Source organism: Roseovarius sp. THAF8 (assembly GCF_009363735.1).
Taxonomy (GTDB): domain Bacteria; phylum Pseudomonadota; class Alphaproteobacteria; order Rhodobacterales; family Rhodobacteraceae; genus Roseovarius.
This window is the reverse complement of the sequence record NZ_CP045410.1, coordinates 3588572-3608767: the sequence shown is the minus strand read 5'-3', so window position 1 is coordinate 3608767 and position 20196 is coordinate 3588572. Positions and strand designations below refer to the sequence as shown.

The following is a 20196-nucleotide window of genomic DNA, read 5'->3' as shown; positions in this document are numbered from 1 at the left end:
CGAATGACCCCGGGCGCATCACGTGCCCGGGGTCACTCCGTCTCAGTATCCTGTCAGTTTCTTGTGCGCGTGGGTGACGGTGCCATCGGTATCCATCATGGTCACGTCCACCGCCTGCGCCCGGCTCGGCACCGACAGCGCCACCTGCGGGTTCTCCGACAGCGAAATCGACCCCGTCATCTTGACATATCCCGCGCCGTCCAGGTCGATCTCGACCGTCTCGACATAGCGCATGGGCAAGAACAGCAGCGTGATCTGGTCCATCTGCATCCCCGAATGCGACGGGTGCGAAATGTCCACGTCCATCCGGTTCAGACGGTTCGCCAGCTTGTCCGCCGCACTCTGCCCCAGGCCCGTCAGACGCCCGGCCAATTCGATTTCCATCTGTCCCAGTGTTTCCAGCGCAAGCTCCGGATCGGTGCCCGGCGGCGCCGCGCAGGCCCCCTGCCCCGAGGTCTTGACGAAGGCCTCGGCAACGAACAGCCGTCCGTCGGTCGTCTCGGCCACGACATGCATCGGTGTCGGCCCGTTGATCCGCATGGTCACGTCGAAAAAGAACGCCGGCAGCGGGGAATCCAGGTCAAACACCGCCGAGACCGGCATCGGGTTCTCGTCGATCACCAGCGTCACGCTGGCAATCTCGGCCCCCTCCGGCGCCACCACCTGCGCCGCCAGCTGCGTGCGCGCGTCGTTGCCCGTCCGATACGGCGCATCGATGGCAATCACCTGTGTGCCGTCCAAGAGCGCCCGCTCGCCATAGATCTCGGCGCTCAGATCCTCCCATGTCCCGGCCAATGCCGGCACCGCCATCAGGCACAGCGCACTCAACGCGCGCATGGATGTTGCGATCATTCCGTGCCTCCTCCCGACAGGAATATGCCAAAGGCCCGCGGGCCGTCGCATGTCTCCACGTCATATATCACGTCCAGCGTTCGGGCGTCCATCACGGTCACCGTGTTCTCGAACCAGTTGGCAAAGACCACGCGGCTCCCGTCCGCCGTGGCGTCGATCCCCTCGGGATATTCGCCGACGCCGACCTCCTCCACCGGCGTGAGCGTCTCAAGGTCGATCACGCTCAAGGAATTCGCATACTGGTTGGTCACGAAGGCCCGACCGCCTGCGAAGGCAACGCCATAGGGCCGCTCGCCCACCGGCACCGTGGCCAGCACAGCGCCGGCTTCGGCATCCACGACGCTCACGTCATTGCTGCCCACGTTGCCCACGAAAAGCCGCCCGTCCGGCGCAAACCCCAACCCATAGGGCCGCACGCCCACGCCGACCCTGTGCAAAACCTCAAGGGTCCCGGCATCCCACACCGATACCCGGTCGGCATCCTTCTCGGCACTGGCCAGGAACCGGCCATCGCTCGACAGCGCGATCCCCGCCGGCTCCGCCCCGGTCTCCAGCTCCTGCAAAACCTCCAAGCTTTCGGCGTCCAGAACCCAAAGCCGCGCTTTATACCAGTCCGACACGAACAGCCGCCCGCGCGCGGCATCCAGCGCCACGCCGGTCGGTCCGCCATCCAATACCGTTTCATTCAAAAGCCTGCCGGTGGGCGAAAACCGCCGCACGGTCTTGGTATCCGGGGAGACGGAATAGACCGCATCGCCACCAACGGCGACCCCGGCAGGCTTGCCCGCCACGTCCCAGCGATCAACCTCGACCCCTCGGGCCACGTCGATCACGCTCAACGCATCGGCAGGCTGACAGGTGACAAAGGCGGTCTGCCCGGCCACCGGCGTGGCCAGGCAAAACGCCAGCGCATCAAGAACCCGGCGCACCGAACCGCTCGGTCAGGGCATCCAGCCCCGCCTGGTAGACTCCGCTCACGGCCGCAATCGCCGCCTCGTCGTTCAGTTCCGGCGGCGGATCGTTGTTGGGATAGCCGCGATAGAACGCGCCCCGCCATTCCACGATCGACCCGCCCCCGTCACGCGGCTTCACCGTCAGGTGGGACGAGTAATTCGTCACCGGCAGCGTCTCGACCGCCACCTCGGTGATCCGGTAGGAATAGCTCATCTTCTCGGCGTCGTACTTGTAGAGGATCTCGTCGATGGTCGGGCCACCCTCTTCGCCCAGCGTCAGCACCCGCGTGGCGTCGATCTCGTTTCCGCCCTCGCCTTCCGTCGAATGCACCGCCGGGTGCCAGGACATGTCCTGAAAATTTCCGATCGCCTCCCAAACCTCGGCCGGCTCCGCCGCCACCTCGGTGGTCAGCGTCACCTTCTGCCGCGTCGGCCCGTGCGCCAGCGCCATACCCGGCAGCATCAGCGCCGTCAGGCTGGCCATGAACACTCGTCTTCTCATGTATCTTCCTCCCTGAAGATTCGGTTTTTCAAGATTTGTCGCATCCCCCGCGCCCAGATCTCGTCGGTGCTGCCGCGCACGCTGACGCTGCCGCCCTTTACAATCTCGCCGCTGGTTCCATCCTTCAACTGAACTGCGATGGACACCAGCACAGGCGACACCATGTTGATCTCGCCCACAAGGATGAATTCCGCGCCCAGCGTCTCGGCCATGCGAATATCGCACCCGTAACAGCTCGCCGGGTTGCTCACGCGCTCCAACTCCTCCGCCACCGGCGCAAGGTCCAAAAGCGTGTAGCCCTCGGCCTCGAATCGCTCCGCCAGCATCCCTTCCAGCATCGCCACCCGCGCCATGTCAGCGTCATCCGGCCCCTCGGCCATCAGCGCAGACGACTGCGTCGTCTGGTTTGAACTGTCCTCCAGATGCAGCCCGAAAAAGGCCACCTCCCCTTGCGCGTGCGCAGCCGGGGCGAAAGCCAGGAACAGGAACAATATCAATCGCATACGGACGTTCTTAGAAGTTAAGAGTCGCCCTTCATTCTGGGGTGCGTACAGTGATTGCGAAACACGGCAATTGGTATTGGTCGGGCCGCGAGAGGCAATCTGGCGGTAAGGGAGGATAAAGTGCTGAACCGTTTTGCGACGCTTTTCGCGGCCGCGCTGCTCTGCGCCGCCACGCTGATTTTCACCGCAGGAACAGCCGCGGCCATTGACGTCCGCGCCGCCGTTCTGCGGGTGGATTACCAGGTCCAGCGCCCCATCTCGCGCTTTGACGAGGCGCCCGAAGATCTGGGCTTTGCCGGCGCCGCGCTGGCCGATCAGGACAACAACTCCACCGGCAGTTTCATGGGCCATACCTACGAGACGGTGCAGAAATCCGCCGCGCCCGACGCCGCCGATGCCGCCTTGGACGAAATTCTCGCGGACGGCATCCGCCTGATCGTCGTCCACGCCCGGGAAGAGGACGTTCTGCGCCTTGCCGACCGCGCCGCCGAGGATGGCGCGCTGGTCTTCAACGCCCGCGCAGGCGACATGCCGATGCGCAACGAGGAATGCCGCGCCAACCTGCTGCACACCGCCACCAGCTATGCCCAGCAGGCCGACGCCATCGCGCAATTCGCCATCTGGAAGAAATGGCCCCGCTGGGTGCTCATTTCCGGCTCCAACCCTGCCGACATGGCACTGGCCGACGCCTACCGCCGTGCCGCCACCAAGTTCGGCGCCAATATTGTCGAGGAACGCACCTTCGAAGACACCGGCGGCGCCCGCCGAACCGACTCGGGCCACGTCCTCGTCCAACGCCAATTGCCCACCTTCATGCAAGGTTTGCCCGAGCATGACGTGGTCATCACCGCCGACGAGACCGACTATTTCGCTGCCTACCTCACCTATCACCTGTGGGACCCCCGCCCGGTGATGGGCTCGGCCGGTCTGCGCCCCGTGCAGATGCATGGCGGCCACGAAGCCTACGGCGCGACCCAGCTTCAGACCCGGTTCGAGGACCTGGCGGGCCGTTACATCAAGGATGCCGACTACAACGTCTGGATCGCCCTGCGCGCGGTGGGCGAGGCCGTGACCCGCGCCCAGACCGCCGAGCCCGACGGCGTGAAGGAATACCTGCTCTCCGACCAGTTCGAACTGGCCGGCTTCAAGGGGCAGGAAGTCACCTTCCGCGACTGGAACGGCCAGATGCGCCAGCAGGTCATGCTCTATGACGACCGCGTCACGGTCAGCGTCAGCCCGCAGGAAGGGTTCCTGCACCAGAACGCCGTGCAGGACACGCTCGGCCTCGATCGCCCGGAATCGGCCTGCACGGCCTTCAGCAACTAAGGGGAACACATGAAACTCAAGGCACTCCTTCTGACCTCCGCCCTGGCGCTCGCCGCCGGGCCCGCGCTGGCCGGCAAGGCCTTCGTGACCAATGAACGCGGCAACACCATCACCGTGATCGACACCGAAACCTGGGAAGTGACCGACGAGTTTTTCGCCGGCAACCGCCCCCGTGGCATCACCGCCAGCCCCGACGGCACCAAGATCTATGTCTGCGCCTCCGACGACAACCTCGTCCGGGTGTTTGACTCGGAAACCTACGAGGAACTGCCCTCGCTCCCCTCCGGCCCCGACCCCGAGCTTTTCATCATCGAACCCTCGGGCAAGCGGCTCTACATCGCCAACGAGGATGACAACCTGGTGACCGTCACCGATACCGAAAGCCGCACCGTGCTGGCCGAGGTCCCCGTGGGCGTGGAACCCGAAGGCATGGGCATGAGCCCCGACGCCAAGTGGGTCGTGAACACCTCCGAGACCACAAACATGGCGCATTTCATCTCGACCGAGGATTACGAGATCAAGCACAACATCCTGGTCGATCAGCGCCCGCGCTACGCCCAGTACACCGCCGACGGCACCCGCCTCTTCGTGACGTCCGAGATCGGCGGCACCGTCAGCGTCATGGACATTGCCGAGGACGGCACGCCCACCCTGATCGAGAAGATCAGCTTCGAGGTCCCGAACGTCCAGCCCGAATGGCTGCAACCCGTGGGCGCCAAGGTCACCTCCGACGGCAAGCGCCTCTTCGTGGCGCTCGGCCCTTCGAACCGGGTCGCCGTCGTCGATGCCCAAAGCCTCGAGGTGCTCGACTACATCCTCGTGGGCCAGCGCGTCTGGCAGCTCGATTTCACGCCGGACGAGAAATACCTGCTGACGACCAACGGCAATTCCAACGACATCACCGTCATCGACGTGGCCAAGGAAGAGGCAGTGCGCTCCATCCAGGTTGGCGAACAGCCCTGGGGCGTGGTGACCATCGAATAATGAAGGAGACTGATACGATGAAGAAACTGATGATGGCCGCGGCCACCGCCGCCACCTGCCTCACCGGCCCCGCCGCCGCAGCCCCGCTCTGCGACGACCTCGGCTTTGCCGGCCTGCTGGCCGCCTGCAACCGCGGTGACGATATCCCGATCACCCTCGCCTCGGGCCAGCCCCTGCACGAAACAGGCTCCGTGAACCTGCAATCGGGCGCCTATTACACGCTTGAAATCACCGCCGACGGCTCGGCCGAGTTGGCCGTCACCGGCAGCGATTTCTTCCGCGCGATCTGGATGAACGAAATCGTCATCAACCAGATCGAGATTCGCCCCATGGCCGTCGACTCCCTTGAATTCGACAAGGCGGGCGTGGCCACAATTTCCTTCATCGCCATCAAGCCGGGCAGTCACACCCTGCGCATCCCCGGCTCCACCGGCGAAACCCAACAAGTCACTTTCAACATCCAGTAACGGAGACCCAACAATGAAACGTATTTTCGCAATCGCGGCGCTGGTCGCCTCGCCCGCCCTCGCCGATGACGACGCGGTCGATGCCGCCACCGTCGAAAAGATCGAGGCCTACCTCGCCTCCGTCGAATGCCAGATGGACCCCGACGATATCGAAGCCGAAGACGATGGCGGCTACGAGCTTGACGACGTCATCTGCAAGGGCGGCGACCAGTTCGACATCGTCCTCGACGCCGACCTGAACGAGGTCGAGCGCCGCGCCGAGTAAATTCTCCGTTCTCCCATGGAGTGAAGGCCCGCCATGTTGCGTATCATAGCATCTCTCTCCTTCTTGCTATGCAGCATGGCGGCCTACGGCCAGGAAACTCCCACGATCCGCGCCGCGACTCTCAAAATCGGCACTGTCAACTGGGAGCTTCAGACCATCGTCGATGAAGGCCTCGACGAAAAACACGGCTTCACCCTCGACATCCAGCCCTATGCCGACAATGGCGCCACCCGCATCGCGGTCGAGGGCGGCGAGGCCGACATGGCCGTCGCCGACTGGATCTGGGTCGCCCGCCAGCGTGCCGCGGGCAAACCTTACGTCTTCATTCCCTACTCCCGCGCCGTGGGCGGCGTGGTCGTACCCGCAGCGTCCACCGCCGAAACCCTTGCCGACCTTGCCGCGCAGAAACTCGGCATCGCCGGCGGCCCGCTCGACAAATCCTGGCTCATCCTGCGCGCCTATGCTGCGCAAGCTTACGATCTCGACCTGGAGGCGGAAACCGAGCAGGTCTACGGCGCCCCGCCCCTCATCTTCCGCACCGCCCTTGACGGTGGCCTCGCGGGGGCCATCAATTACTGGCACTACCTCGCCAAGATGAAGGCCGCCGGGATGCGCGAACTCATTTCCGTCGACACCGCCGCCCGCGAACTGGGCCTCGACCCCGAAACGCCCCTGCTGGGCTACTACTTCAAGGAGGACTTCCTGTCGGAGAGCCCCGACCTCGCCCAGTCCTTCTTCGAGGCCAGCCGCGAAGCCAAGACCCTGCTGATGTCCTCCGACGATATCTGGCAAGACCTGCGCCCGATGATGAACGCCGACAGCGACGCCGAATTCGAGCAACTGCGCACCGACTGGATCGCCGGCATCCCGGCCCGCAAACCCATCGACAAAGACGCCGCCCAGGCCTTTCTCAGCCTGATGCACGACCTCGGCGGTGCCGAACTGGTGGGGCAGGCCGACACACTCCCCGACGGCCTCTTCGCCGACGTCCAGTAAATGCAGAACAGACTGACGCCGCTTCTCTCAATCGCGGGGCTTCTGGCCCTTTGGGTCGTGGCGTCAACGCTCAAGGCCGACCCGCAGGTCCTGCCCACCCCCTGGGCCCTCGCGCCACTATTCGCTCAGGAAATCGCCAGCGGAGAGCTCTGGACACACCTCTCGGCCACCCTCCTGCGCGTGCTCTGGGCCTTCTGCCTCGCCATGACACTGGGCGGCGTGATCGGCCTCGCCATGGGCCGGTCGCCCGCTCTCAACCGCTGGCTCGACCCATGGCTGGTCGTCTTCCTGAACCTGCCCGCGCTGGTGCTGATCGTCCTCTGCTACCTCTGGATCGGCCTGACCGAGGCCGCCGCCATCGCGGCCGTCACACTCAACAAGGTGCCCAACGTCGCCATCGTCATCCGCGAAGGCGCCCGTGCGCTCGACCCGCAGCTTGACGCGCTGGCCCGCGTCTACGCCATGTCCCGCTGGACCCGCCTGCGCCACGTCATCCTGCCCCAACTTGGCCCCTTCATCGCCGCCGCCGCGCGGGGCGGCGTGGCCGTCATCTGGAAAATCGTGCTGGTGGTCGAATTCTTGGGCCGTTCCTCCGGCATCGGCTTCCAGATCCACCTTTATTTCCAGCTTTTCGACGTCGCCATGGTGCTGGTCTACGCCTTTTCCTTCATCACCGTGATGCTGCTGGTCGAATGGGCGCTCTTGCAACCGTGGGAACGCCACGCAACCCGGTGGCGCCGCGCATGATCACCGTCTCCATCACCGAGAAACGCTTCGGCACCGATCGCGTGCTCGGCCCCATCTCCTTCGAGATCGCGCAGGGCGAAACCGTCGCCCTTGTCGGCCCCTCCGGCATCGGCAAATCCACCCTCCTGCGCCTTGTCGCGGGAATCGACACAGATTTCACGGGCAATATCGACCGGCCCGAAGCGATGGCGATGGTCTTTCAGGAACCCACCCTTCTGCCGTGGCGCTCCTCCCTCGACAACCTCACGCTCCTGCACCCCAGCCTGCCCCGCGACCGCGCCCTCGCCGCACTCGAAGAGGTCGGCCTCACCGGCAAGGAAACCCTCTTCCCCGGCCAGCTCTCCCTCGGCCAGCAGCGCCGCCTCGCCCTCGCCCGCGCCTTCGCCGGCCAGCCGGACCTCCTGATCATGGACGAACCCTTCGTCTCGCTCGACGCCGCCGCCGCAGACCGGATGCTCTCCCTCACCGAGGCGCTGATCGCCCGCCACCAGCCCGCAACGCTCTTCGTCACCCACGACATGGCCGAGGCGACACGTCTTGCACACCGGACCCTGACACTGGAAACTGGACCAAACGGCGCACAACTCGCCGGAAAGACAAAGGACCGGACCACGTGACCCAAGGCCTGACCGTTCAGAACCTCAGCTTCAACTACGGCGCCAAGCAGGCGCTGGACGACGTGACGTTCGACGTCGCCCCCGGCACCTTCTGCGCGCTTCTCGGTCCGAACGGCGCGGGCAAATCCACGCTCATCGCCCTGCTGACCCGCCTGCTGGTGGCCCCCCAGGGCGAGATCACCGTGGCGGGTCACGACATGCGCCGCGAACCACGCAAGGCCCTGGGCAAACTCGGCGTCGTCTTCCAGCAATCCACGCTCGACCTCAACCTGTCGGTCCGCCAGAACCTCGCCTATTTCGCCGCCCTCCAGGGCCTGCCGAAATCCGAGATCCCCGGCCGCATCGACGCCGCCCTCGACCAGCTCGACATGCGCCACCGCGCAGAGGAAAAGGCCCGCGACCTCAACGGCGGCCACCGCCGCCGCACCGAACTCGCCCGCTCGCTCATCCACGACCCGCACGTGCTCTTGCTGGACGAACCCACCGTGGGCCTCGACGCCGCTTCGCGGCAAGGCATCACCGATCACGTCCACGACCTCACGAAAACCGGCCTCTGCGTCCTCTGGACCACGCACCTGACCGACGAGGTGCGCGATGGCGACGCCCTCGTCGTCCTGCACAAGGGGCAGATCATCCACCGCGGCACTGCCGGGGCCGCCCGCGGCGATCAAAGCCTATCGGACTGGTTCCTCAGCCGCACGGGGGAGGCCGCATGACCGGCACCATCCGCGTCGCAAAAGCGATCATCGCCCGCGAGTTCCTGCGCTTCGTGCACCAGCGCGAGCGCTTCATCGCGGCCCTTGTCCGCCCCCTCGTCTGGCTCCTGATCTTCGCCGCAGGGTTCCGCGCCGCCCTCGGCCTCTCGATTATCCCGCCCTACCAGACCTACATCACCTACGAGACCTATATCGTGCCGGGCTTGTGCGCGATGGTGCTCCTCTTCAACGGGATGCAATCCTCGCTCAGCCTCGTCTATGACCGCGAAATGGGCTCGATGCGCCTTCTGCTGACCAGCCCCTTCCCCCGCTGGTGGCTGCTGATCTGCCGCCTCTTCGGGGCCACGATCATCTCGGTGCTGCAGGTCTACACGTTCCTTGCCATCGCCGCCGCCTTCGGCATCACCATGCCCACATGGGGCTACTTCGCCGTGCTGCCCAGCCTGATCCTCGGCGGGCTGATGCTCGGCGGCCTCGGGCTGGTCCTGTCGAGCTTCATCAAGCAGCTGGAGAACTTCGCGGGCGTGATGAACTTCGTCATCTTCCCGATGTTCTTCATGTCCTCGGCCCTCTACCCCTTGTGGAAAATGGCCGAAAGCTCACCGTTTTTACGCGACATCTGTGCCCTCAACCCCTTCACATACGCGGTCGAGCTGATCCGCTTCTCGCTCTACCTGCAGGTCAACTGGACCGCGCTCGCCTGGGTCCTGGGCAGCACGCTCGTCTTCTGCGCGCTGGCCATCTGGGGCTACGACCCCGCCCGCGGCCTGATGAAGCGCAAGACCTGAGGGCGCTCAGATGTCGAACTCGGTATCGTTCACCGTCCGGCAGCGCCAGCTCCGTACACGTTCGTTGGGATGGGTCGACACCCAGCGCGCCAGTTCCGGCTGCGCCCCGGCAAGGCACTGCATCGGCGTGACATCGGTGAACACAAGGCTGCGCTCGCGGCATTGGGTGGGATCTGTCGCCAGGCAGGCGACGAACAGGAGCTCTATCATGATCGTTCCTTACGCGTTGCGTTGGTCCTCGCTCCCGTGCCTCCAGCCATCCGACACCATTGGCGCTAAGAAAAGCGTAACCGCACCGTGCGCACCGCGTCACGCCAGAATTTGTGCGAAAAAATGCGGCACTTCATCGCAAATGCCCATGATAAAGACGCTTGCGCCATGTCGCTGAAAACCCTCCTCGGCCTCGGCGCCCTCGCTTTGGGCGTCGGCACATGGGTCACCGCCCTCATCCTCTGGCTGGGTCTGCTGGCCGTCTCGGACCGTCTCGACGCCACGCTCAAGGCCGAACAGCGCATGTCGGGCTATGCGGGCCTCTCGACCCAGGCCGCCACCTTCCTCGTCGTCGCAACCGAGGCGGTGCAGCGCGAGATGCCCGCCGACACCCGCACCGAGCGGCTTGAGCCCGTGGTCGAAAACCTCCGCAGCTCCTTCGTGCGCCTGCAACAGAACGTCGCCCAGGCGGTAGAGGAAGCCCAGGATCTCGGTCTCGACGCCCAGTCCCGCTTCGGCACGCAATCGCTTGGCCTCGCCCGGATGGAGGCGCTCCTGTCCAGCACCATGCGCGGCCTCAGCGAAGACGATATCGACCGCCCCCGCCTGCAAGCCCATATCGACAGCTTCGCCACCGGCTTCGACCCCCTGCTCAGCCAGGCGGTCCAGACCGAACAGATGTTCCGCGCCGACATCCGCGCCGAGATCGTCACCCTTCGCAAGAAGCTGAGCCTGGCGGCCATCGGCATCGCCGTCGCCGCCGTGGTGATGGTGCTGGCCTTCTATTTCGGCCTCATCCGTCCGCAATTCGCCCGGCTCGACCGCCTGCGCGAGGCGGCACAGAAGATCGGGCAAGAGGATTTCGCCATCGACCTGCCCGAAACCCGCCGCGACGAGATCGGCGGGCTTTACGCCGAGACCAACCGCATGGCCCACGCTCTCGCCGCCCGCAAATCGGCGGTCGAAGAGGACCGCGCGCAACTCAGCAGCATCATCGCCGCCCGGACCGAGGAATTGCGCGCCGCCAACGAAACCCTGGCCGAGATCGACGAGAACCGCCGCCGCTTCTTCGCCGATGTCAGCCACGAATTGCGCACACCGCTGACCGTCATCCTGATGGAGGCGCAGATCGGCCGCGCCGCGGGCGGACCCGAGGCTGACGCCTTCGCCACGATCGAGGCCCGCGCCGCCCGCCTCAACCGCCGCATCGACGACCTTCTGCGCGTCGCCCGATCCGACAGCGGCCAACTGGCGCTGGAGTCCGCGCCCGTTCCCCTCCCAGACCTCATGACCGAAGTGCACGAGGAAGTCCGCGCCGAGGCCGACAGCGCGGGCATGACCCTCACCCTCTCGGACGTGCCCCCTGTCACCCTCACCTGCGACCGCAACTGGATCCGGCAGGTGCTGGTGGGCCTTGTCCGCAACGCCATCCGCCACGCCCGCGAAGGCGGCCGGATCCGGCTCGACGCGCAGGCTGACGATGCCACGGCCCGGATCGCCGTCACCGACAACGGCCCCGGCATCCCGCCCGAGGACCAGCCCGGCATCTTCGAGCGCTTCTCCCAATCGGGCAGCGCCTCGGCCCAGGGGTTCGGCATCGGGCTGGCGCTGGCCCGCTGGGTGATCGAGTCCCATGACGGCACCATCACCCTTGAAAGTCCCGTCCCCCGCGACACCGCCCTCGGCGATGCACCCGGGACAAAGATCGCGGTTCGCCTTTCCCTTTCATCCGGCTAAAACGGCGCTATCCTCAAGCCCGCAGCCGCGAAAGAGACCGCCCCGCCATGACCCGCCTCCTGATCGTCGACGACGACCCGGAAATCACCTCCGCCCTGGCGCGGGGGCTGGGCCTGCACGGCTACGAGGCCGAGACGGTCAACCGCTATGACCACGCTCTTGAAAAGCTGCGGACCGAGACCTTCTCGGGCGCCATCATCGACGTCATGCTGGGCGCCGACAGCGGCCTCGACCTCGTCCGCCGCGCCCGCGAGAGCGGCGCCACCCTGCCCATCCTGATGCTCTCCGCGCTCTCGGATGTCGAACACCGCGCGGCGGGGCTCGAGGCCGGGGCCGACGATTACGTGGTCAAACCCTTCAGCTTCGACGAACTGGTCGCCCGCCTGCGCGTGCAGGAACGCCGCGCGACCTCGCAACGCCCCCAGCCCGCCACGCTGACCCCCGACCGGAGCCTGCAGACCCAGACCGCCAGAGTCTCCCTGACCGAGCGCGAGGACGACCTCCTGCGCCTTCTCATCGCCCATGACGGCACGCCCTTGCCACGCGGCGACATCTTCGATGCGCTCTGGCAGACCGAGGGATCGGGCAACGAAAACGTGGTGGACGTCTATATCGGCTATTTGCGGAAAAAGCTGCGCGACGCCGATTTCGGGTTTGAGATCAAGACGGTACGCAATCAGGGCTTCGTCATCGACGGCCTCGCGCCGCGCACGGAATGCCGGAACTTGGACTAAAGTCTAAGCGTTTAATAGAAAATAAGAGTCGCAATACCGCGGCCGAGTTGTCATGTTTACAGCGTCATTCAAAGGAGGAGAACCATCATGGCATGGGCAAAACCGATCATCCGCGAAATCGAATGCGGCATGGAAATCAACATGTACGGACCTGACTTCGACGAAGAGCGCGAAGTCCTGATCTAAGACTGTTTGCGCGCGGGAGGATATCTCGATGTCATTCCGCGCGCATATTCTCGGCGCTGCTGCCGGGGGCGGCCTGCCCCAGTGGAATTGCGGTTGTGACAACTGCAATCTCGCGCGTTCGGGCGACATTCCCACACAGACGCAATCGTCCCTCGCCGTGACCGGCAACGGTACGGACTGGGCGATCCTGAACGCATCGCCCGACATACGCGACCAGTTGGCGAACACATCCGCGCTTCACCCCACGGACCTGCGCAAGCTGCCGCTGACCTCCGTGCTGGTGACCAATGGCGATATCGACCATGTCGCGGGCCTGCTCACCCTGCGCGAAATGCAGCCCTTCACGCTCTTCGCCACCAAAGGCATCCACGAGGTTCTTGCCGCGAATCCCATCTTCGACGCGCTCAACTCCGACGTCGTCACCCGCACCAACATCGCCCTCGACGCACCGTTCGAACTGGCCCCCGACCTCACCGCGACGCTTTTCGCCGTGCCGGGAAAGGTCCCGCTCTACATGGAGAGCGAGACGGTCGAGACCGACCTGATGGGCGAACAGACCGTGGGTGTCGTGCTGGAAAACGGCGACACGACGGCCTTCTACATCCCCGGCTGCGCACGGCTCAATGACGACCTGCGCGACCGCCTTCAGGGCGCCGACCTGGTCTTTTTCGACGGCACACTCTGGCGCGACGATGAAATGGTCCGCGCCGGGCTGGGCCAGAAAACCGGCAAACGCATGGGCCACATGTCCATGTCAGGCCCCGACGGCTCCATCGCCGCCTTCGCAGGCGTCGACATCGGCAAGAAGGTCTTCGTGCATATGAACAACACCAACCCGGTGCTGCGCCCGGATTCGGCGGAAAAGGCCGAGGCACAGGCAGCGGGCTGGATCATCGGACAAGACGGAATGGAGATCACCCCATGACGCAAAGCCGCGACGATTTTGAATCCCGCCTGCGCCAGATCGGCGCCGAGCGGTATCACGACCTACACCCGTTCCACGACCGCCTGCACGGCGGCGATTGCACGCCCGACCAGGTCCGCGCTTGGGTGCTGAATCGCTACTATTACCAGCACACCATCCCGATGAAAGACGCCGCCTTCATGAGCCGAGTGGAGGATCCCGACCTGCGCCGCGCCTGGCGCAGCCGGATCGAAGACCACGACGGCACGGCCGAGAACGAAGGCGGCATCAAGCGCTGGCTCCGGCTGGCCGAAGCCGTAGGCCTCGATCCCGCCTATGTCGCCTCGCGCGAAGGCGTGCTGCCAGCCACCAAATTTGCATGCGACGCCTATGTCCGCTTCGTCCGCGACAAGTCGCTGCTGGAGGCCGTTGCGTCCTCCCTCACCGAGCTTTTCGCCCCCAAGATCCACGCCAACCGGATCGAGGGGCTGTTGAAGAATTACGATTTCGCCGACGACAGCTCGCTCAGCTACTTCAAGACCAGGCTTAAAGAGGCACCCAAGGACGTCGCCTTCGGCCTCGCCTGGGTGCTCGACCACGCCGATACACAGGAAAAGCAGGACGCCGCCGCCAACGCGCTGATCTTCAAGACAGACGTGCTCTGGTGCCAACTCGACGCCCTCTGGAGCGCCTATGTAGAACCCGCCCGCATTCCCCCCGGCGCCTGGCAGCCTGGCGAGGGCCTTCTTCTCGAAAGGGCCTCCTGATGAACACCACCGACATCCCCTCCCTGCCCCGCGGCGTGCGCCTGCATTTCGACAAGGTGCGAGACACGTGGGTCCTGCTCGCCCCCGAACGCGCCATCACCCTCGACCAGATCGGTCACGCCATCCTGACCGAGGTCGATGGCCAACGCAGCTTTGGCGAGATCACGCAGGCCCTGTCGGACAAGTACAACGCCCCGGTCGAGCAGATCGCGCAAGACAGCAACGGCTTCCTTACGGCCCTGCGCGACCGCCGATTTCTGGACGTAGCGCAATGAAAATACCCGCCCCCATCGCCATGCTCGCCGAGCTGACGCACCGCTGTCCGCTCTCCTGCCCCTATTGTTCCAACCCGGTGGAACTCGCGCGGCAGGACAGCGAACTGGACACCGACACCTGGGTCCGCGTCTTTTCCGAGGCGGCAAGGCTCGGCGTTCTGCAACTGCACCTTTCAGGCGGCGAGCCTGCCTCGCGCCGTGACTTGGTGCCACTCGTCCGGGCGGCCCGCGACGCCGGGCTTTATACTAACCTCATCACCTCTGGCATCGGCCTGACCGAACGCCGCCTGCGCGAACTGGACGAGGCCGGCCTCGATCACATCCAGCTGTCCCTGCAAGGCACCACGCCCGAAATGGCCGACGAGATCGGCGGCTATAACGGGGGCTACAAGCGCAAGATGCAGGTGGCCGAGTGGATCGGCCAGATCGGCTTTCCCCTGACGCTCAACGCCGTCCTGCACCGGCGCAACCTGCACCAGCTGCCCCGCGCCATCGAGATGGCCCAGGAAATGGGCGCCCGCCGCATCGAGGTGGCCACCGTGCAATTCCACGGCTGGGCGCTCAAGAATCTCGACACCCTGATGCCCACCAAGGAACAGGCCCGCGAGGCCACGCGCATCGTCGCGGAATCCCGCGCCGCCCTGAAGGGCAAGCTGGTGATCGACTACGTGCCCGCGGATTATCACGACGACTATCCCAAGCGCTGCATGGGCGGCTGGGGCTCCACCGGCCTCAACGTTGCCCCCGACGGGCAAGTGCTGCCCTGCCACGCGGCACAGTCCATCCCGCATCTGGAATTCGAGACCGTCCGCGACAAGCCGCTGGACAAGATCTGGTACCAGAGCAGCGCCTTCAACGCCTATCGCGGCACCGACTGGATGCAGGAACCCTGCAAATCCTGCGACCGCAAGCTGGTGGATTTCGGCGGCTGCCGGTGCCAGGCCATGGCCATCGTCGGCGACCCCGCCGCGACCGACCCCGTCTGCATCAAGTCACCGCATCATGGGGCGTTGCAGGCACAGGCCGACACACACGCGTCCAACACCGGCGCGCCGCTGGTCTACCGCACCATGCCCGGCAAGAAAGCGGTCGAGCCGACCAACTAGGGCCGGCTCAGAAACAGACGATTTCGGCTTCTGCCTGCGCCCGCCGCAACTCTGCCACCAGGTTCTGCGCGGCAGCCGAACTGTTGAACACCGCCATGCGCTCACCGCCCACCCGGCGCATCGAGAGCACCGTCTCGGCCTCCAGGTACTCTTCGTAGGACAGGATCTGCGCCACCTCGTCCACCGAGCACGAGCATTTCTGCAGCATCTCGCGCGTCGTGCCATTGGTGGACATGCAGGCGAACACGTAATCCGCCCGCGCTGCCGTGGGAAAATCGTTCAGCCGCTCGGCGGCGGTCTGGCCCAGCGCCAACCCCGGCGCCGCGATCAGCATCGCAACCAACGCCCGCCCCACGCCGCCCCGGCCCCCGCGCCGGGGCCTCTTGCCCGAACGCAGAGGTCCCGGGTCAAGCCCGGGACGGGCAGTGCCACACTCAACCGGCTGTCTCATTGCGTCACCTCCTCCAGCGTCTCGAACGTCACCTCCGAGCGATAGCCGTCGCCACCCTCCGGCCCCGGCGCCTCTGCCAAAAGGCTCAGGTACCAGCCCGGCACCTCCTCGGACATCGTGACCGTCAGTTCGAGGTCGCCAAAGCCGCGCATCTGCGCGCGGTTCGGGTCCTCGGCGAAAGGCTGCATCGTCACCGTCTGCGTTTGAACCGTCTGCCCGTCGAACTCGGCCTCGCCCCTCGTCACCTCGTTGGGCTGCACCAGCGCCTCCTTCACCCGGTTGCGGATGTAGAACTTGCTGCCGCCGGCGCTCTCGGCCATGTCGCGCACGGCGGTCTCGTAAAAGAACATGATCATAGGGTTGCCCACGCTGGCCGGAAACTGGCCCAGCTTGCGGTACTTTTCGCCCTGCCGCAGCTCCAGCACCGCCAGCGGGCTTTCCCCCTCGCCCACGGTCAGCGCCACCTTGCCGCTGTCGCGCTCCGCCGCCTCAGGCGCCAGCGCGTTGCTGACCTGCCGCTCGTAAACCAGCGACTGGTCCCGCGACACGTCATCCAGCGTGCCGTTGCGGAACAACAGGTCATAGGTTTCCTGCCCGCTCAGCGGCGCGGCCACGGCGGCGGCACAGCTTAAGGCGACGCCGACCAGAAAGCTCGTCACGCGCATCATCATGCTCAAATCTCCTCCCTATTCAGGCCAGACACTAAAGGCTCCGGCGGCGCTGTCACCGGCCACTTTCGTATCACCCCGCGCCTCGGCATCCCCTTGCTGACCGATCTTCCACGCCATCAGCGGCCGCAGCCGGTTCAGCTTCACCGGCTTGTAGATCACCGAGATGTCATAGGTCAGCCCCGCCGCCCGCACCCGGGGGCTGCGATCGGCGGTGATCAGGATCGCCGGCACATGCGTCTTGGTCAGATTGCGAACCCGTCCGATGGCATCCACCCCGGTCTCGTCATCGTCGAGCGTATAGTCGGCCAGGATGATATCCGGCGCCATGCCCATGTCCTCGACGCAGGTCACCGCCTCGTCGATGGACCGGCAGGCCAGCACGTCCGCCCCCCATTGTTCCAGCCGCTTGGTGGTGCCGAACAGAACGTCGTCGTCGTTCTCGATCAGCAGAACGATCTGGTTTTCCAGAAGGTCGTCGGCATTCGACGCAAGACTCAGGGGCTCATTGACCGCCGGCGCGTCCGACACCGTCTCCAGCTCGATGCGGAAGACCGACCCCACGCCGGGCTTCGACTTCACCGACAGCTTGTGACCCAGCAGCCGACAGGCCCGCTCCACCACCGACAGGCCCAGGCCGACGCCCGCGGCCAGCTTCTCGCCATCGGCGCGGGCGAACTCCTCGAACACCCGCTGCTGGTCGCGTTTCGGAATGCCGATGCCGGTGTCCCAGACCTCCAGCACCACGAGCCCCTTGCGGCGGCGGCATCCAACCAGAACGCGCCCCCCCGGCTGGGTGTACTGGATCGCGTTCACCACCAGGTTCTGGATCGACCGCAACAGATACACCGGATCGGACCGCACCAGCACCGAACAGGGCACCATCTTCAGGCTCACGTTCTTCTGCTCGGCCACAAGGCTCTGGTCGGCATGGATGCTGTTCATCATCGAGGTCAGGTTCACCACCAGCGGCGACACCGTGTCGGGCGCCGCACTTTCCAGCCGCGAGATGTCCAAGAGCAGGTGCAGCAGTTGCTCGGTCGACCGGAACGATCCTTCCAGCCGCTCCACCATGCCATGCATGTCGGTGCCGCGCGACGTCTCCAGCAGGGTCGAAATCAACAGCTTGGCGGCATTGATCGGCTGCAACAGGTCGTGGCTGGCAGCGGCCAGGAAACGCGTCTTCGACGACACCGCCTTTTCCGCCTTGTCCTTGGCGTCGCGTAAGGCTTCCTCGACCCGCGCCTTCTTTTCGTATTCCTCGGTCAGCTTCTCGTTGGCGCGGGTCAGCTCGGCGGTGCGCTCCATCACCCGGCGTTCCAGCGTTTCGGTTGCGCGGGCCTCCAGCGTGACGTCCTCGACCTCCACCAAGTAGCCGCTGTCGGGCATCTCGTGCATGTGCAGTTCCAGCACCCGCTCGGGCCCCAGCCGCACGCGCTGGCGAAACGCGCCCTCGGTCACCAGCTTGCGATAGATCGCCTCGATGTTGACGGCATCGCCCTCGACCGCCAGCCCGTGGGCGAAAAGATACTCCACCAGCGCCGTCACCGGCTCGCCTTCCGCGACATAGGACGCGGGCAGCCCCAGCAATTCGCGGAACTGGCCGTTATGCATCAACACCCGGCCCCGCGACGAAAACGTGCACACCCCCGAGGTCAGCGTCTGGAACACCGCCTTCAGGTAATCCTCCTGCCGGTCGATCAGGCTTTCCTTCTCCGACCGGTTGCGCCGCACGAAATCGGTGATCTCGGTCAACAGCAGCACGACGTTGTCGCCCGACGTGTGCTGCGCGCTCAGCTGAAACCAGCGGTCATCGGCCATCTCGATCATGACCGAGGTAATCACCCCCTCGTCGCGCCGCTTCTCAAGCGTCGTGGGCAGCGTGGCCAGGTTGCGGTCGGCCGAGCGGAAGAACTTGCTCGACACCAGTTTCGCAAAAAACCGCCCGATGCTCAGCCCGGTGTCGATCTTGTTCGAGATATCCGGGAACAGCTGCAGGAACAGATGGTTGCACAGCTCCAGCTTGCCGTCGATAAAGAGCGCAAAGCCCCCTTCCATCGACGACAGCGCCGCCACCAGGCTCTTGCGCATCCGCTCCTGTTCGCCGCGTACCGTTTCCAGTTCCGACACCGCGCGCGCAAGGTCGCGGCCCTGCGCCTGCATCTTCTCCTGCAATTCGATGGCCGACTGGAAGGCGCGAAACGCCGAGGGGCGCACATCGTCCTGCCGGTTCGCCCGCCGCATCAGCGCGTCGATGATCCGCGCCTGGCGCTCGACCTGCACATCCAGCGGCTCGTCGGGGTTCACCAGCATCAGTTCAGCACCCGCGCTTCGGGCCTGAAGAACGCCACGCCCACGAAGGTCTGGTTCATGTGCAGGCCCGATTTCTGCTCGCCATAGGTGTTGAACCCGATCACGCGGTGGGCGCGCAGAATATTCGACACCTCCTGCGTCAGCTGCTTGTGCTCGAATTCCAGCCGCCGCAGGAAACAGTCGAAGCCCAGGATGAAATCCGGCTCCTGCCCCGCGGCATCGCGCGTCGACAACCCCTCGTGCAGCGCATCCAGGCTGCCCTTCGCCTTGCCAAGGGTCAGGATCAGCCCGTCGTCGATGGCCGCCAGCAGCGACAGCGCGCCGCCCGGCTTGGTATCGCTGATCGCGCGGGCGTAATGGGTCAGGTTGTGGCGCAGCATCATCGGGTTTTCCGCAAACACCTCGGGGCTCAGCGCCTCGGGCGGGCAGCCCACCAGCCGCGCGTATTCCTCCGCCGCCGGCGCGCCGTTGATCTCGTAGACCAGCCGCTCCTCCGGGTCCGCCGAGGTGATCACGATCTGCGCGCCCTCGGGCTGGAAATGGTCGAACGCCACGCCCTGGAACTGCAGGTCGGTCTCGATCAGCAACAGCACGGCGGCGCCCGAATGCGCCTCGCCGTCATGCAGCACAAAGGTCCGCTCGAACTTCAGCCCGTCGCCGGCCGAGCCGCCGAAGATCGGCACGTCGCCCAGCACCGCGTCCAGCGTCGACACCAGCAGGTCCTCCTGCTTGGACAACCCGTCCGCCACGATCAGCGCGAACCGGTTCCAGCCCGCCGTATGCCGGAACCGCTCGGCCTGCTTCTGCGCCTCGGCGGCAAAGGCGGTGGCGTGATCCGGCCGCAGGTCCCGAAACAGCATCGACGCGCAGCGGAAATTCCGGCGCGGAAAGCCCAGCAGCAACAGCGCCTGGTCGTCATAGCCGTCAGTGGTGATCTGCCCGGCCGAACTGCAGCCGAAGACCGGCACGCCCTGAAACGCGCCGGACAACAGCGCGCTGGTCTCGTCCACGTCCAGGCAACCGGGCAGGATCGCGAAAACAAAGCACAGGCCCTTGCCCATCAGCGCCTCGCTCGCCTCGGCCACCGCCGCGGCGGGGTCCTCGGCCCGGGATTCCCCGATCACAACGA

The 20196-nt window shown here is 65.5% G+C and carries 25 protein-coding genes; 16 read left to right on the top strand and 9 right to left on the bottom strand.

Annotated elements, in window-relative coordinates:
* Positions 1–42 precede the first annotated feature (42 nt).
* Genes FIU85_RS17570 through FIU85_RS17555 form a run of 4 tightly spaced genes read right to left on the bottom strand, consistent with a single transcriptional unit; the run spans position 43 to position 2810 of the window.
* Positions 43–852 carry a quinoprotein dehydrogenase-associated SoxYZ-like carrier gene (locus tag FIU85_RS17570; protein ID WP_152497813.1) on the bottom strand — a complete coding sequence of 270 codons (810 nt, stop codon included), beginning with the start codon at positions 850–852 and terminating at the stop codon, positions 43–45.
* Positions 849–1781, bottom strand: a complete 933-nt coding sequence (locus tag FIU85_RS17565; protein ID WP_152497812.1) for a YncE family protein — start codon at positions 1779–1781, stop codon at positions 849–851. The genes FIU85_RS17570 and FIU85_RS17565 overlap by 4 nt, the downstream gene beginning before the upstream one ends.
* Complete coding sequence (locus tag FIU85_RS17560; RefSeq protein ID WP_152497811.1) at positions 1765–2307, bottom strand: SRPBCC family protein; 543 nt, start codon at positions 2305–2307, stop codon at positions 1765–1767. The genes FIU85_RS17565 and FIU85_RS17560 overlap by 17 nt, the downstream gene beginning before the upstream one ends.
* Positions 2304–2810, bottom strand: a complete 507-nt coding sequence (locus FIU85_RS17555; protein WP_152497810.1) for a DUF3280 domain-containing protein — start codon at positions 2808–2810, stop codon at positions 2304–2306. The genes FIU85_RS17560 and FIU85_RS17555 overlap by 4 nt, the downstream gene beginning before the upstream one ends.
* A gap of 177 nt (positions 2811–2987) precedes the next feature.
* Between FIU85_RS17555 and FIU85_RS17550 the strand changes: the two genes are divergently transcribed.
* From FIU85_RS17550 to FIU85_RS17510, 9 genes are all read left to right on the top strand, one after another.
* On the top strand, positions 2988–4136 hold the full coding sequence (locus FIU85_RS17550) for an ABC transporter substrate-binding protein (protein ID WP_152498306.1): 1149 nt from the start codon (positions 2988–2990) through the stop codon (positions 4134–4136).
* A 9-nt stretch (positions 4137–4145) separates the two neighbouring features.
* Positions 4146–5120, top strand: coding sequence for a YVTN family beta-propeller repeat protein (locus tag FIU85_RS17545; RefSeq protein WP_152497809.1), 975 nt, complete (start codon positions 4146–4148; stop codon positions 5118–5120).
* Positions 5121–5137: 17 nt separating this feature from the next.
* Positions 5138–5587 (top strand): hypothetical protein, encoded by a 450-nt coding sequence (locus FIU85_RS17540; RefSeq protein ID WP_103764963.1) that lies wholly within the window; start codon positions 5138–5140, stop codon positions 5585–5587.
* A gap of 13 nt (positions 5588–5600) precedes the next feature.
* Positions 5601–5852, top strand: a complete 252-nt coding sequence (locus FIU85_RS17535) for a PepSY domain-containing protein (protein WP_152497808.1) — start codon at positions 5601–5603, stop codon at positions 5850–5852.
* A 75-nt stretch (positions 5853–5927) separates the two neighbouring features.
* The gene (locus tag FIU85_RS17530; protein WP_254702941.1) at positions 5928–6848 is read left to right on the top strand and encodes an ABC transporter substrate-binding protein; all 921 of its coding nucleotides are present in this window, start codon (positions 5928–5930) and stop codon (positions 6846–6848) included.
* Positions 6849–7595 carry an ABC transporter permease gene (locus tag FIU85_RS17525; protein WP_152497806.1) on the top strand — a complete coding sequence of 249 codons (747 nt, stop codon included), beginning with the start codon at positions 6849–6851 and terminating at the stop codon, positions 7593–7595.
* Positions 7592–8212 (top strand): ABC transporter ATP-binding protein, encoded by a 621-nt coding sequence (locus tag FIU85_RS17520; protein WP_152497805.1) that lies wholly within the window; start codon positions 7592–7594, stop codon positions 8210–8212. The genes FIU85_RS17525 and FIU85_RS17520 overlap by 4 nt, the downstream gene beginning before the upstream one ends.
* Positions 8209–8928, top strand: a complete 720-nt coding sequence (locus FIU85_RS17515; RefSeq protein WP_152497804.1) for an ABC transporter ATP-binding protein — start codon at positions 8209–8211, stop codon at positions 8926–8928. Before FIU85_RS17520 ends, FIU85_RS17515 begins: the two co-directional genes overlap by 4 nt.
* A complete protein-coding gene (locus FIU85_RS17510; protein ID WP_152497803.1) occupies positions 8925–9716 on the top strand; it encodes an ABC transporter permease in 792 nt (263 codons plus the stop codon). Before FIU85_RS17515 ends, FIU85_RS17510 begins: the two co-directional genes overlap by 4 nt.
* A gap of 6 nt (positions 9717–9722) precedes the next feature.
* On the opposite strand, the gene FIU85_RS17505 is transcribed toward FIU85_RS17510, so the two are convergent.
* Positions 9723–9926 carry a hypothetical protein gene (locus tag FIU85_RS17505; RefSeq protein ID WP_152493123.1) on the bottom strand — a complete coding sequence of 68 codons (204 nt, stop codon included), beginning with the start codon at positions 9924–9926 and terminating at the stop codon, positions 9723–9725.
* Between the two features lie 168 nt (positions 9927–10094).
* Here FIU85_RS17505 and FIU85_RS17500 point away from each other — a divergent pair, with 168 nt between their 5' ends.
* The 7 genes from FIU85_RS17500 (at position 10095) to pqqE (ending at position 15635) form a co-directional block, all read left to right on the top strand.
* Complete coding sequence (locus FIU85_RS17500) at positions 10095–11663, top strand: ATP-binding protein (protein ID WP_254702940.1); 1569 nt, start codon at positions 10095–10097, stop codon at positions 11661–11663.
* A 47-nt stretch (positions 11664–11710) separates the two neighbouring features.
* Positions 11711–12397, top strand: a complete 687-nt coding sequence (locus FIU85_RS17495; protein WP_152497801.1) for a response regulator transcription factor — start codon at positions 11711–11713, stop codon at positions 12395–12397.
* An 87-nt stretch (positions 12398–12484) separates the two neighbouring features.
* Complete coding sequence (pqqA, locus tag FIU85_RS17490) at positions 12485–12583, top strand: pyrroloquinoline quinone precursor peptide PqqA (protein ID WP_057796095.1); 99 nt, start codon at positions 12485–12487, stop codon at positions 12581–12583.
* 28 nt (positions 12584–12611) lie between these two features.
* A complete protein-coding gene (gene pqqB / locus FIU85_RS17485) occupies positions 12612–13508 on the top strand; it encodes a pyrroloquinoline quinone biosynthesis protein PqqB (protein WP_152497800.1) in 897 nt (298 codons plus the stop codon).
* Entirely contained in the window at positions 13505–14254 is a 750-nt protein-coding gene (gene pqqC / locus FIU85_RS17480; protein WP_152497799.1) for a pyrroloquinoline-quinone synthase PqqC, read from the top strand. Before pqqB ends, pqqC begins: the two co-directional genes overlap by 4 nt.
* Complete coding sequence (pqqD, locus tag FIU85_RS17475) at positions 14254–14529, top strand: pyrroloquinoline quinone biosynthesis peptide chaperone PqqD (protein WP_152497798.1); 276 nt, start codon at positions 14254–14256, stop codon at positions 14527–14529. Before pqqC ends, pqqD begins: the two co-directional genes overlap by 1 nt.
* Positions 14526–15635 carry a pyrroloquinoline quinone biosynthesis protein PqqE gene (gene pqqE, locus FIU85_RS17470; RefSeq protein ID WP_152497797.1) on the top strand — a complete coding sequence of 370 codons (1110 nt, stop codon included), beginning with the start codon at positions 14526–14528 and terminating at the stop codon, positions 15633–15635. The genes pqqD and pqqE overlap by 4 nt, the downstream gene beginning before the upstream one ends.
* Before the next feature lie 7 nt (positions 15636–15642).
* Here pqqE and FIU85_RS17465 read toward each other — a convergent pair whose 3' ends face one another.
* From FIU85_RS17465 to FIU85_RS17450, 4 genes are all read right to left on the bottom strand, one after another.
* Positions 15643–15969 carry a hypothetical protein gene (locus FIU85_RS17465; RefSeq protein WP_152498305.1) on the bottom strand — a complete coding sequence of 109 codons (327 nt, stop codon included), beginning with the start codon at positions 15967–15969 and terminating at the stop codon, positions 15643–15645.
* A gap of 113 nt (positions 15970–16082) precedes the next feature.
* A complete protein-coding gene (locus FIU85_RS17460) occupies positions 16083–16757 on the bottom strand; it encodes a hypothetical protein (RefSeq protein WP_368372970.1) in 675 nt (224 codons plus the stop codon).
* 15 nt (positions 16758–16772) lie between these two features.
* The gene (locus FIU85_RS17455; protein ID WP_254702939.1) at positions 16773–19067 is read right to left on the bottom strand and encodes a PAS-domain containing protein; all 2295 of its coding nucleotides are present in this window, start codon (positions 19065–19067) and stop codon (positions 16773–16775) included.
* A complete protein-coding gene (locus FIU85_RS17450; RefSeq protein ID WP_254702938.1) occupies positions 19067–20191 on the bottom strand; it encodes an FIST N-terminal domain-containing protein in 1125 nt (374 codons plus the stop codon). The genes FIU85_RS17455 and FIU85_RS17450 overlap by 1 nt, the downstream gene beginning before the upstream one ends.
* Positions 20192–20196: the final 5 nt, after the last annotated feature.